Raw genomic sequence first — 13,024 nt, 5'->3', positions numbered from 1 at the left:
ATGTTTGATTTTTTTTGGAATCTCGGCTCATTTATTTTTGCACTAGGTATTCTCGTTACAGTCCATGAATATGGTCACTTTTGGGTCGCTCGCAGAGCTGGTGTGGAGGTCCTTAGGTTTTCTATCGGCTTTGGCAAACCGCTTTATCGTTGGTATGACAAACATGGTACTGAATATGTGATAGCGATGATCCCACTTGGGGGCTACGTTAAGATGCTTGATGGCCGTGTTGATGATGTGCCTAGCGACAAACAACACCTCGCCTTTAACAACAAACCTGTAATGTCACGTATTGCGGTAGTGGCTGCAGGGCCTATCGCCAATTTTTTGTTTGCAATTATAGTCCTTGCTGCGATGTATATGATAGGTGTGCAAAGTGCTAAGCCTATCGTGGGTAATGTGCAGGTAAATTCTCGGGCAGTGCAGGCGAACATCCAAAGTGGCGATCATATTCTTAGCATGTCGGGCAAAGAGGTTAATACTTGGCAAGATGTAACGTTTAGCTTGATGAGTCATCTAGGTGAAGACGTTATTGAAGTAAAAGTGAAAGATGCGCAGCAACAAATCGCGATTAGAAAAATCAACGTCGATGGTTGGAAACTTGATAAACAAGATGAAGCGCCACTGACAGCCATAGGTATAATGCCTTTTAGACCGGCACTGACTTTAACGCTTGGGCATATAGCAAAAGAGTCTGCTGCAGAGCTTGCAGGGCTACAAATTAACGATACGATCAAATCACTGGATAATAAGCCAGTTACAAGTTGGCAGCAGTTTGTCCAGATAATTCAATCTTCGCCTAACCAAACCCTCTCTTTAAATATTGAAAGAAACGGTATAAACCAGATTATTCAAATCACACCGCAAGCACGCCAAGGCCAAGATGGGACAATGCAGGGTTTTTTAGGGGTGGTTCCTTTGCTTGAAAAGTGGCCAGATGGTTACATAGAAACTAGACATTATGGCCCTTTGGATAGTATGGTGCTCGGCGCCGAGAAAACTTTTGAGCTGGTCCGTTTAAGTTTCGACATGATTGGTAGCTTGCTTACAGGGCAGGTATCGGTAAAGAATCTAAGTGGGCCTGTTGGTATCGCTGTGGGCGCTGGCACCAGTGTTAGTTATGGTATTGTTGCGTTTTTGAGCTTTTTAGCGCTAATTAGTGTCAACCTTGGTGTTTTTAATTTATTGCCTCTGCCAGTCTTAGATGGTGGGCACTTAATGTATTACATAATTGAACTAATTCGTAAAAAACCAGTCTCTGAAAAGACACAAGAGTTAGGGTTTAAGGTAGGTGCGATAGTACTTATTGCTTTAACTTGTTTTGCATTACTTAACGATGTATCGAGGTTGTAACTCGAATGGCGAATATGACGCCCATCAAAGCGCGTAAGGCGCGAACTGTTGTAAAGGATAAAGATAATAAAATGCCTATAAAAAAACATCTTGCAGTAACGAGTTTACTTGGCGCTAGTTTTGCCGCTTTAGGGCAAAACTCCTTTATCGTTGAAGATATGAAAGTAGAAGGGTTACAGCGCGTTGCATTGGGAGCGGCACTGACGCACATTCCAATTAACGTAGGCGACTCAGTTGATCCATACACTATTTCCCAAACCATTAAGTCGCTGTATAAGTCAGGTCACTTTAATAATATCGTCGCTTATCGAGATGGCGGCCAAATTATCTTCAAGGTACAAGAAAGGCCAACGATTGCTGGTATTGATTTTGATGGCAACAAAGACATCAAAGACGAGCAATTGAATGAAAGCTTAGAGCAGCAAAATATTCGTGTTGGCGAACCCTTAGACAAAACGGTAGTCGACAACATTGAAAAAGGGCTTATTGAGTTCTTTCATAGTATTGGTAAGTACAACGCAAAGATCGATGTCAGTATTGTCGAGCTGCCGCGTAACCGTGTACGCCTAATGCTAGACTTTGATGAAGGCGATGCCGCGTCAATTAGACAAATTAACCTAGTAGGTAACGAATTATTTTCGGACGAAGAGCTATTAGCTCTGGTTGAGTCGCAACAAGATTTGCCATGGTGGAGGTTTATGTCAAACGACCGCTACCAAAAGCAAACTATCGAAGGCGATTTAGAAAAGATTCGTAGCTTTTATCTAGACCGCGGTTACTTGCGTTTCAATATTGATTCGACGCAAGTATCAGTAAGCCCTGAGCGTGAATCAGTGTATGTTACTGCTAATATCACCGAGGGTGAGACATACACGGTTAAAGGGTATGACTTTATTGGTGACTTACTTGGTCGTGAAGAGCTTATTAAGAGCATTATTCCACTGAAAGCGGGTGAGTTATATAACGGCTCAATCGTTACCTCATCAGAAGAATTCATCAAAGGCTACCTTGCGCGCTTTGGCTATGCAAACGCCGAAGTACGCACGATTCCTGAAATTGACGATGAAACCAAAGAAGTGCAGTTAACCTTATCGGTCAACCCAGGCAAGCGTGTTTATGTACGTCGTATTTTGGTTAATGGTAACCAAATCACTGCTGATGAGGTGGTACGTCGTGAAATGACACAGCTTGAAGGTGCTTGGCTTTCAAACCAAAGCCTTGAGCGCTCTAAGCTACAAATTCAACGTCTTCCATACATGGAAAAAGTAGACTTTGAAGTTAAGCCGATAGCAGGTGTTGACGACCTCGTTGATGTAGATTTTACCGTTAAGGAGCAACCTGCGGGTAGTTTCCAAGCGGGTGTTGCATATGGATCATACGGTGGTTTGCAGTTTAATGTTGGTGTGAGCGAGTCAAACTTCTTAGGGACTGGTAACCAACTTGCATTTAATATCAGTACTTCACGAAGCTCTGATAGTTATAGCATCTCGTACACAGACCCGTATTTCACGCCTGATGGTGTATCTCAAGGTAGTAGTATTTTCTACAGTAATTTTGATGGTAGTAAAGTTGGTCTGATCGGCTATGATTCTCGTCAATATGGTATTGGTACGAGTTTTGGTTTCCCAATCAATGCGATTAACCGTATCAACTTCGGTGCACGTTGGATTGATGAAAAACTAGATTATATTGCCGACTATGAGCAGACACGCATTTTACGCTTGGCGTTTTTGAACCCAGAAGATCCAGATGGCGCTTATGACTTTACCAAATATGAGCTAAGTGCAGGTTGGTCTCGTGTCACTGTTAACCGCGGTATGTTCCCAACAGCGGGTTCTCGCCAGAGTTTGACCTTTAGGGCAACCACACCAAACTCAGATCTTAACTACTTTAAAGTTGATTACGATTCACGTTATTACTGGCCAATCAGTAATGATCATCAGTGGGTGTTCTCAACTAGAGCAGGCTTAGCATATGGTAATGGCTACGGCGAAACCAATGGCTTTGAACAAACATTACCGTTCCAAGAGTTTTTCAGAATTTCTGAAAATGAACTGCGCGGTTTTGACCGTAACACGATATTACCAAGAGCCATTCAGCGTAGCATGACCGAAATTCCTGGTTCAACGCTGCCAGATGGCACGACAACATCAGATATAGGTGGTAGCACCGAGTTTGATAAATTGTTTGAAGGTGGCCGTATTGGTGGTAATGCCAAAGCAACGCTCGGTGCTGAGCTAATTGTACCAACACCGTTTTTAGATGAAGAAAACACCAGCTCGGTACGTACTAGTTTATTTGTTGATGCTGCAAACGTATGGGATACCGAGTTTGATGTAGATAGATACTCAAACTTACATGAAGACCAATATAAAAAGCTCTCGGATTATTCAGATCCAACCCGTTTTAGGGTTTCTACCGGTTTATCTATTCAGTGGATCTCACCGATGGGCCCAATGCTGATCAGTTTTGCTTATCCGCTTAAGAAAGAAGAAGATGACGAAACGAAGACGATCAGTTTTAATATCAGTAATACATTCTAAGGAGTTAATTGTGAACAAACTTATAAAAACGACAGCAATGGGTTTAATGGCAGCACTTATGATGGGTACTTCTGCAAGTGCGCTGGCTCATAAAGTGGGTATTGTGGATATGCAGAGTATCTACAAGCAACTACCGCAGATGGCTAAAATTGAGCAACAACTACAAAGCGAGTTTGCGGAGCCGCGTCAAGCACTTGAAAAACTACAAGGTGACATTCGCTTTGAAGTTGAGAAGTTTCAACGTGAAGGCGCAACTATGAGCGATGCAGACAAAGAGATTTTGCGTACTAAAATCCAAGGCATGCAAAAAGAGCTAGCTGAAAAAGGTCGTCCTTTAGAGCAAGCAATTAAACAGCGCCAAAACGAAGAATTAGCGAAAGTACAAAAATTGATTATCGATGCAATCGAAAGTGTTGCTAAAAGCGGTAAGTTTGACGAAGTTAAGGTAAAAGATACGACAATTTACTTTAACCCTGATAAAGTAGCGGACCTTTCTGACAAAGTTGTTGAAGCGGTAAGCAAAAAGTAATGACTAGACATTATAGTTTAGCTCAGCTAGCGGCATCGATTGATGCAACGCTGGTTGGCGACGGTGAGTGTCAAATTAGTAAAATAGCGACACTCACACAAGCGACAGACAAAGATATTAGCTTTTTAGCAAATAGCAAATACCGCACTCAGTTGGAAACAACGAACGCTGGTGCTGTTATTTTGTCGGAGTCTGACGCTGAACATTTTGACGGCAATAAATTGGTCGTAAAAGACCCTTATATTGCTTATGCCAAATTAGCACAATTGATGGATACAACTCCAAGGGCTGCCGAAGGCATTCACCCTAGCGCAGTTGTTCATCAAAGTGCAAAACTTGGCGAAAATGTCGCAATAGCGGCAAATGCGGTGATTGAAGCAAATGTAGTGCTTGATGACAATGTTCAAATTGGCGCAGGCTGTTTTGTTGGTAACAGCGCAAAAATTGGTGAAAACACTAAGCTTTGGGCGAATGTAAGTGTTTACCATGAAGTTGAAATTGGTAAAAATTGCTTATTTCAGTCAGGCGCAGTGATCGGCAGTGATGGATTTGGTTATGCAAATCAATCTGGCAAATGGGTTAAAATACCGCAAGTTGGACGGGTTATTATTGGTGATAATGTTGAAGTTGGCGCTAATACAGTGATTGACAGAGGCGCACTTGATGACACGGTTATCCACAATAACGTGATTTTAGATAACCTAATCCAAATTGCACATAATGTTGAAATTGGCGAAGGCACTGCAATTGCAGGCGCTTCGGTGATTGCTGGTAGCACCAAAATTGGCAAACATTGTCAAATCGCGGGGCTAGTTGGCATCAATGGTCATATGGAAATATGTGATGGCGTCATCATCACCGGCATGACAATGATCACCAAATCAATTACTTCTGCGGGCGTTTATTCCTCTGGCGTGCCTCATAGCACCAATAAAGAGTGGCGACGCAACATGGCTCATTTACGCAATCTGACTGATTTTAAACAGCGCTTGAAAGCGTTAGAATCTTTAACAGAACAGCTCAAAACAATAGACGAATAATAAAAGGACGCTATTTTGGCAAACGAACTGAACGGTTTTGATATCCAAGAAATCTTAAAGTTACTACCGCATCGCTATCCAATGCTGCTAGTTGACAAAGTGATCGACTACAAAGCGGGTGAATATCTGCATGCGATAAAAAACGTCACGATAAACGAACCTATTTTTACAGGGCACTTTCCTGAACAACCGATTTTTCCTGGTGTAATGATTTTAGAATCAATGGCGCAGGCCACAGGCCTACTTGGTTTTAAAACGGTCGAGAATCGTAGCGAGAACGAGCTATACTTATTTGCAGCGATAGACAACGCACGTTTTAAGCAGCCGGTACTTCCTGGCGATACGATGCATTTACACATTGATTTTGTGAAAGAGCGTCGTAATATTTGGAAATTTTATGGTGAAGCCAAGGTCGATGGCAAAGTTGTGTGTAGTGCTGACCTAATGTGCGCAAGAAGAGAGTTTTAATAGTGATCCATCCTACTGCGATTATTGAATCTGGCGCACAGTTGGGCGATAACGTCTCTGTGGGTCCTTACAGTTACATCGGGAATGATGTAGTGATAGGTGACAACTGTATCATCGAGTCACACGTGGTAATCAAAGGACCTTCAACCATTGGCTCTGGTAATCATATTTACCAGTTTGCGTCTGTGGGTGAAGCTTGCCAAGATAAAAAGTACAAGGATGAACCAACTCAACTTATCATGGGTGATAACAATATCATTCGTGAGTGTGCCACTATCCATCGTGGTACTATTCAAGATCAAGGTGTAACTAAAATAGGTAGTAACAACCTGTTTATGGCTTATACCCATGTCGCACATGACGCTGTGATTGGCAGCCATGTTATTTTTTCAAATGGCGCGAGTGTTGCAGGGCATGTTCATGTAGGTGATTGGGCAATCCTAGCTGGTAATACCGGTGTTCACCAGTTTTGCAAAGTAGGGGCCCATGCTTTTATTGGTATGTATTCAGGCGTGAGCAAAGACGTTCCTCCGTTTGTTACCACCACAGGTACACCAGCCAGACCTGCGGCGATTAATACTGAAGGTATGAAGCGTCGTGGTTTTAGCAGCGATGAAATTATGGCAGTGCGCCGAGCATACAAAGCACTGTATCGCAAAAGCTTAAATTTGGAAGACGCAGTTGCAGCAATGCGTGAAGATGCGTCTGAGTTTGCTGCGGTGCAGCAAATGATAGACTTTTTAGATACCTCAGATCGCGGCATTATTCGTTAGATAATGCCTGTGATAGCAAGATGCTGATAAACGCCATACGATGCTTTGTATGGCGTTTTTATTTATAAATAGATTAATGTGATGACTAACAACAAAAAGTTAACTATTGGCCTTGTGGCGGGTGAATTGTCAGGTGACATTTTAGGTGCGGGACTTATCGAAGCGTTGAAAGAGAAATACCCTCACGCTGAGTTTGTCGGCATTGCTGGTCCTAAAATGCAGGCGGCTGGTTGTCGTACTTTGTTTGATATGGATGAGTTGGCCGTCATGGGTCTGGTAGAGGTACTAGGGCGCTTACCTAGATTGCTCAAAATTCGCAAACAATTAGTACAGTATTTTATTGATAATCCGCCTGATATTTATGTGGGAATTGACGCACCAGACTTTAACTTGCGAGTTGAAAAACCACTAAAGAAGGCTGGTATTAAAACGGTTCAATATGTTAGCCCATCTGTATGGGCATGGCGCCAAAAGCGTATTTTTACAATCGCTGAAGCGACTAACTTGGTGCTATCCTTGCTACCTTTTGAAAAAGCATTTTACGATAAGCATGATGTACCTTGTAAGTTTGTTGGTCATACATTAGCTGACGAAATTGAGCTTGATCATGATAGCAGTGTGGCTCGACAAGAACTTGGTTTAGATAAAGACGATCTGGTACTCGCGTTACTGCCTGGTAGTCGTGGATCAGAAGTTGGATTACTAAGTGAAACTTACCTGCAGGCTGCACAAAAGCTAAGTCAACGATTGCCTAACTTGAAAATCATTGTGCCTTTGGTCAATGCCAAACGTCGTGCCCAATTTGAGGCAATTTTACGGCAAGTCGCCCCTAACTTATCACCGATTTTGGTGGATGGACAATCAAGTAAGGTGATGGCAGCGGCAAATGCGGTATTGTTGGCCTCGGGCACTGCCACATTAGAAGCTATGCTGTATAAAAAACCTATGGTAGTGGGCTATAAGTTTAAGCCGCTCAGTTATTGGATTTTTAAGCACTTTTTTACCTTTAATATTAAGTATTTTTCGCTGCCAAACTTATTAGCTGATGCGCCCTTGGTGCCAGAGTTTTTGCAGCAAGACTGTAATTCAGACGCATTGGTAGACGCCTTATATCCAATGCTAAAAGGTAACAATGACGCACTGATTCAAAAGTTTTACGATATTCACCGTAATATTCGTCTAGATGCCAGCAAACAAGCGGCAAATGCAGTTGAGGAGTTGATTGATGCAGGTTGAGCGCCCTAAAGTACAATATATCGCTGGTGTAGATGAAGTTGGTCGAGGTCCTTTGGTGGGGGATGTGGTGACTGCTGCCGTTATTCTTGACCCTAATAACCCGATTGAGGGGCTAACTGATTCAAAGAAGCTAACCGAGAAAAAGCGTACACAATTGGCAGCTGAAATAAAACAAAAAGCGCTGTGTTACTGTATAGCCAGAGCATCGGTTGATGAAATCGATGAGCTTAATATTTTGCATGCAACTATGTTGGCAATGAGTCGCGCGGTTGAAGGGTTGAGCATCACCCCTGATTTTGTATTTGTCGATGGTAATCGTTTACCTAAGTTGACAATGGCTGCACAAAGCGTTGTTAAGGGTGATAGCTTAGTCGCCGAAATTAGTGCTGCCTCAATCATTGCCAAGGTAGCTCGCGATCAAGAAATGATGGAGTTAGATGCGCAATTTCCTGAGTTTGGTTTTGCAGGCCATAAAGGCTATCCAACCAAGGCACATTTTGCAGCGCTTGAGCAGCATGGCGTTACACCTCACCATAGAAAAAGCTTTAAGCCGGTGCAACGTATTTTAGCAATGAAGGAGTTGTAATTATGGCTGCGCCCCAGTTTGTTCATTTACGTGTGCATAGTGACTTTTCTATGGTAGATGGGCTGGCGAAAACGAAACCAATCGTTGCCAGAGCACAAGAATTAGGGCTGCCAGCATTTGCCATTACTGATCAGATGAACTTATGTGGTTTGGTTCGTTTTTATGGCGCAGCCCATGGCGCAGGGATCAAACCAATTGTTGGTGCTGATATTTGGCTCAAAAGTGACGAATTTCCAGATGAACCAAGCCGACTGGTCGTGTTAGCTAAAGACAACGAAGGCTACAAAAATCTCACGCTACTTATCTCAAAAGCGTATCAACGCGGCCATGTATTCCATCGTCCTGTAGTAGATAAGCAATGGTTAGCTGAACTTAAAACAGGTCTCATTTTGCTCTCAGCTGGCAAAGATGGCGATGTGGGTAAAGCCTTATTAAAAGGCAATCAGCAGCTTGCACTCGATACATTGGCGTTTTATGAGCAACACTTTGCGGATCATTTCTTTTTGGAACTAACGCGAACCGGCCGCGCACAAGAGGAAGAGTATTTACACGCAGCAGTAGCCCTTGCCAGCGAACGCGATATACCGGTTGTAGCCACCAATGAAGTGGTGTTTTTACACGAAGAGGACTTTGAAGCCCATGAGATCCGTGTAGCTATCCATGATGGTTATACGCTTGAAGATAAACGCCGCCCTAAACGTTTTTCAAAAGAGCAATACCTTAAAACGCCCGAGCAGATGATCGAGCTATTTAGCGATATTCCAGAAGCTATCGAGAATTCAGTCGAGATCGCAAAGCGTTGTAACGTCACGGTACAGCTAGGCAAATATTTCCTACCAGATTACCCCACGGGTGATTTAAAAATTGAAGACTTCTTGGTTAAGGTATCGCGTGATGGCCTAGAAGAACGTTTGCAGTTTTTGTTTCCCGATGAACAAGAGCGCCAAGTTAAGCGCAAAGAATACGATGAACGACTACAGATTGAGCTGGACGTTATCAACCAAATGGGGTTCCCTGGTTACTTCTTAATCGTAATGGAATTCATCCAGTGGAGTAAAGATAATAATATCCCAGTAGGCCCAGGGCGGGGCTCTGGTGCGGGCTCTTTGGTGGCTTATGCGCTAAAAATTACCGATTTGGACCCACTAGAGTTCGACTTACTTTTCGAGCGGTTCCTAAACCCTGAACGTGTTTCGATGCCCGATTTCGACGTTGACTTTTGTATGGACCGTCGAGATGAAGTAATCGATCACGTGGCTATGCTATATGGACGAGATGCGGTATCGCAGATCATTACCTTTGGTACCATGGCAGCCAAAGCGGTTATTCGAGATGTTGGGCGTGTACTTGGTCACCCATATGGTTTTGTTGACCGTATTTCTAAATTAGTACCGGGCGATCCGGGTATGACGCTTGCGAAAGCGTTTGATGTTGAACCGCGCCTTCCTGAGGTGTATGACGGCGATGAAGAAGTACGCGATCTGATTGACATGTGTCGGATCTTGGAAGGCTGTACGCGTAACGCGGGTAAACACGCAGGGGGCGTGGTTATCTCTCCCACCACCATCACAGACTTTGCTGCTTTGTATTGTGATGAAGAAGGTAAATTCCCGGTTACTCAGTTTGATAAAAATGACGTAGAAACCGCAGGTCTGGTCAAATTTGACTTCTTGGGTCTAAGAACGCTGACCATTTTGCAGTGGGCATTAGATATGACCAACGAGCGACTGGCTAGAGAAGGTAAAGAGCCAGTCGACATTAACGCCATTCCGCTGGATGACAGAAAGAGTATTGAGCTGCTACTTAGAGCGGAAACCACTGCGGTATTCCAGCTTGAATCCCGAGGAATGAAAGACCTAATTCGTCGCCTAAAACCCGACTGCTTCGAAGATATGATAGCACTGGTGGCACTGTTTCGCCCCGGTCCACTGCAATCAGGCATGGTAGATAACTTTATCGACCGTAAGCATGGTCGAGAAGAGCTATCATATCCAGATGTGCAATGGCAGCACGATAGCCTTATCCCTATTCTTGAACCTACCTACGGTATTATTTTGTATCAAGAACAGGTTATGCAGATAGCACAGGTCTTAGCCGGTTACACGCTTGGCGGCGCTGACATGTTACGTCGTGCAATGGGTAAGAAAAAGCCTGAAGAAATGGCCAAGCAGCGCTCAACCTTTGAAGAAGGTGCCATAGCTAACGGCGTTGATGGCGAACTTGCGATGAAAATCTTCGATCTTGTAGAGAAGTTCGCAGGTTATGGCTTTAACAAGTCACACTCCGCCGCTTATGCACTGGTGTCTTACCAAACACTGTGGATGAAAACCCATTATCCAGCTGAGTTTATGGCTGCGGTAATGTCTGCGGATATGGATAATACCGACAAAATCGTCACCTTGGTGGATGAGTGTGAAAACATGAAGTTGACACTGCTTCCACCTGATGTGAATGCGGGGGTGTATAAGTTTACTGTAAATCGTCAGGGTGAAATCGTTTATGGTATCGGTGCGATTAAAGGGGTGGGTGAGGGCCCTGTAGAAGCCATATTAGAAGCCAGAGAACAAGGCGGAGAGTTCAAAGATCTTTTTGATTTTTGTGCGCGAGTTGACTTAAAACGCCTAAATAAGCGTGTTGTCGAAAAGCTGATTTATGCAGGGGCGCTAGACAAACTAGGTCCAGAGAAAAACCAACCGGGCCGCGCAACCTTACTTGCCAGCTTAGTCGATGCAATGAAATCGGCAGAGCAGCACCACAAAGCTGAGTCACTTGGTCAATCTGACTTGTTTGGTTTACTTGCAGTGGAGCCCGAACAGGTAGAACAAGCCTTTACCAGCGCGGTGCCGCTGACTGATAACCAATGGTTAGACGGTGAAAAAGAAACCTTAGGCTTATATCTCACCGGGCATCCGATTAATCAGTATAGAAAAGAGCTGAAACATTATACTTCGGGCCGACTGATAGACTTGCAACCAACTAATCGAGATGTGCAATCTACGGCGGCAGGGCTGGTGATTAATGCAAGAACTCTAATAAATAAAAAGGGGAATCGCTGGGGACTGATAACTTTAGATGACAAGAGTGCCCGGATTGATGTACGCTTATTCCCTGAACAGTTTGAAGTTTACCAAGAATTGCTGCAAATTAACCAAATCTTGGTTGTAACCGGACAGGTCAGCTTTGATAACTTCTCTGGTGGCATTACAATGACCGCTAGAGACGTATGTACTATAGCTCAGGCGCGAGAAAAACGCATAAGAGCAATAAAAATGACATTAAATATGGTTCAAATTGAAGCAAACTTCTTCGAAAATTTACGAAAAGTGTTAGAACCTTATAAGTTTGGTACATGTCCTATAAAGATTATGTATCAACGTCCGGATGCATTAGCCGAGCTAACGCTGGGAACCCAATGGTGTGTGACGCCAACCGATGATCTTTTGACTCGATTATCGCAGATGGCGGCGCAGGAAATAGAACTAGAATTTAACTAAATTAGGTAGTTTAGAGCATGAGCCTCAATTATCTTGACTTTGAGCTTCCAATCGCAGAATTGGAAGCGAAAATTAAAGAGTTACAAAATGTTAGCCGCTCAGGTAGCTTAGATCTGAGCCTTGAAGAAGAAATCACGCGTTTAAAGGAGAAAAACGTTGAGCTAACCGAAAAGGTCTTTGCAGGCTTAGGTGCTTGGCAGGTTTCTCAATTAGCTCGTCACCCGCTTCGTCCATATACTCGTGACTATATCAAGCGCATTTTTACCGAGTTTGATGAGTTTGCAGGGGACCGTACGTTTGCTAACGATCCTGCAATTTTAGGTGGTGTAGCGCGTTTAGACGGTAAACCAGTTATGGTGATCGGGCAGCAAAAAGGCCGTGACACAGCTGAAAAAATCAAACGCAACTTTGGTATGCCAAAGCCTGAAGGTTACCGTAAAGCATTACGCTTAATGGAAATGGCTGAGCGCTTCAAAATGCCAATCGTTACCTTTATCGACACGCCAGGGGCATACCCAGGTGTGGGCGCAGAGGAACGTGGTCAAAGTGAAGCAATTGCCCGTAACCTAAAAGTCATGGCGGCGCTGAAAGTGCCAACTATCTGTACCGTTATCGGTGAAGGTGGCTCTGGTGGTGCACTTGCTATTGGTGTGGGTGATCGTGTAAACATGCTGCAATACAGCACTTACTCGGTTATTTCACCAGAAGGATGTGCTTCAATTCTTTGGAAGAGTGCTGAAAAAGCGCCTTTAGCCGCCGAGGCAATGGGTGTATCAGCGCAGCGCGTTAAAGAGTTAGACTTGATTAATAGCATCGTAGAAGAGCCACTGGGTGGCGCACATCGTGATTACGACGTTATGGCTAAAAACCTTAAAGCGCAGCTAAAACGTGATTTAGCGGAGCTAGAAGAGCTTGGTACTGAAACTATGCTTGAGCAGCGTTACCAAAGACTGATGTCTTTTGGTTACTGCTAAGCCAATGCTAAACTAAAAAAGCCGCTTA

The 13,024-nt window shown here is 43.8% G+C and carries 10 protein-coding genes; all 10 read left to right on the top strand.

From position 1 onward, the window contains the following. The 10 genes from rseP to accA all read left to right on the top strand — a co-directional run bounded on the left by rseP (position 1) and on the right by accA (position 12,996). Positions 1 to 1,353, top strand: coding sequence for a sigma E protease regulator RseP (rseP, locus tag HG263_RS20060; RefSeq protein WP_171627865.1), 1,353 nt, complete (start codon positions 1 to 3; stop codon positions 1,351 to 1,353). A 71-nt stretch (positions 1,354 to 1,424) separates the two neighbouring features. Continuing rightward, the gene (gene bamA / locus HG263_RS20055) at positions 1,425 to 3,896 is read left to right on the top strand and encodes an outer membrane protein assembly factor BamA (RefSeq protein ID WP_171627925.1); all 2,472 of its coding nucleotides are present in this window, start codon (positions 1,425 to 1,427) and stop codon (positions 3,894 to 3,896) included. A 10-nt stretch (positions 3,897 to 3,906) separates the two neighbouring features. Then, complete coding sequence (locus tag HG263_RS20050) at positions 3,907 to 4,425, top strand: OmpH family outer membrane protein (protein ID WP_171627864.1); 519 nt, start codon at positions 3,907 to 3,909, stop codon at positions 4,423 to 4,425. Beyond that, complete coding sequence (gene lpxD, locus HG263_RS20045) at positions 4,425 to 5,465, top strand: UDP-3-O-(3-hydroxymyristoyl)glucosamine N-acyltransferase (protein ID WP_171627863.1); 1,041 nt, start codon at positions 4,425 to 4,427, stop codon at positions 5,463 to 5,465. Before HG263_RS20050 ends, lpxD begins: the two co-directional genes overlap by 1 nt. A gap of 15 nt (positions 5,466 to 5,480) precedes the next feature. Further along, positions 5,481 to 5,933, top strand: coding sequence for a 3-hydroxyacyl-ACP dehydratase FabZ (gene fabZ / locus HG263_RS20040; protein WP_171627862.1), 453 nt, complete (start codon positions 5,481 to 5,483; stop codon positions 5,931 to 5,933). A gap of 2 nt (positions 5,934 to 5,935) precedes the next feature. Next, positions 5,936 to 6,706 (top strand): acyl-ACP--UDP-N-acetylglucosamine O-acyltransferase, encoded by a 771-nt coding sequence (gene lpxA, locus HG263_RS20035; RefSeq protein WP_171627861.1) that lies wholly within the window; start codon positions 5,936 to 5,938, stop codon positions 6,704 to 6,706. An 81-nt stretch (positions 6,707 to 6,787) separates the two neighbouring features. After that, positions 6,788 to 7,942 carry a lipid-A-disaccharide synthase gene (gene lpxB, locus HG263_RS20030; RefSeq protein ID WP_171627860.1) on the top strand — a complete coding sequence of 385 codons (1,155 nt, stop codon included), beginning with the start codon at positions 6,788 to 6,790 and terminating at the stop codon, positions 7,940 to 7,942. After that, positions 7,932 to 8,528: a ribonuclease HII gene (gene rnhB / locus HG263_RS20025; RefSeq protein WP_171627859.1), complete on the top strand. Its 597-nt coding sequence runs from the start codon at positions 7,932 to 7,934 to the stop codon at positions 8,526 to 8,528. The genes lpxB and rnhB overlap by 11 nt, the downstream gene beginning before the upstream one ends. 2 nt (positions 8,529 to 8,530) lie before the next feature. Further along, positions 8,531 to 12,022, top strand: a complete 3,492-nt coding sequence (gene dnaE, locus HG263_RS20020) for a DNA polymerase III subunit alpha (RefSeq protein WP_171627858.1) — start codon at positions 8,531 to 8,533, stop codon at positions 12,020 to 12,022. A 17-nt stretch (positions 12,023 to 12,039) separates the two neighbouring features. After that, positions 12,040 to 12,996: an acetyl-CoA carboxylase carboxyl transferase subunit alpha gene (gene accA / locus HG263_RS20015; protein ID WP_171627857.1), complete on the top strand. Its 957-nt coding sequence runs from the start codon at positions 12,040 to 12,042 to the stop codon at positions 12,994 to 12,996. The last annotated feature ends 28 nt before the right edge of the window (positions 12,997 to 13,024 follow it).

This window comes from Pseudoalteromonas caenipelagi, from assembly GCF_013140855.1.
Taxonomy (GTDB): Bacteria; Pseudomonadota; Gammaproteobacteria; order Enterobacterales; family Alteromonadaceae; genus Pseudoalteromonas; species Pseudoalteromonas caenipelagi.
Note: the sequence above shows the minus strand (reverse complement) of the source record. Positions and strands in the feature narration are given on the sequence as shown.

Excerpts from the sequence above, each read along its gene's own strand:
- rnhB (WP_171627859.1), top strand. The coding sequence starts at position 7,932 with ATGCAGGTTGAGCGCCCTAAAGTACAATATATCGCTGGTGTAGATGAA.
- accA (WP_171627857.1), top strand. The coding sequence starts at position 12,040 with ATGAGCCTCAATTATCTTGACTTTGAGCTTCCAATCGCAGAATTGGAA.
- dnaE (WP_171627858.1), top strand. The coding sequence starts at position 8,531 with ATGGCTGCGCCCCAGTTTGTTCATTTACGTGTGCATAGTGACTTTTCT.
- rseP (WP_171627865.1), top strand. The coding sequence starts at position 1 with ATGTTTGATTTTTTTTGGAATCTCGGCTCATTTATTTTTGCACTAGGT.
- bamA (WP_171627925.1), top strand. The coding sequence starts at position 1,425 with ATGCCTATAAAAAAACATCTTGCAGTAACGAGTTTACTTGGCGCTAGT.
- lpxB (WP_171627860.1), top strand. The coding sequence starts at position 6,788 with ATGACTAACAACAAAAAGTTAACTATTGGCCTTGTGGCGGGTGAATTG.
- lpxD (WP_171627863.1), top strand. The coding sequence starts at position 4,425 with ATGACTAGACATTATAGTTTAGCTCAGCTAGCGGCATCGATTGATGCA.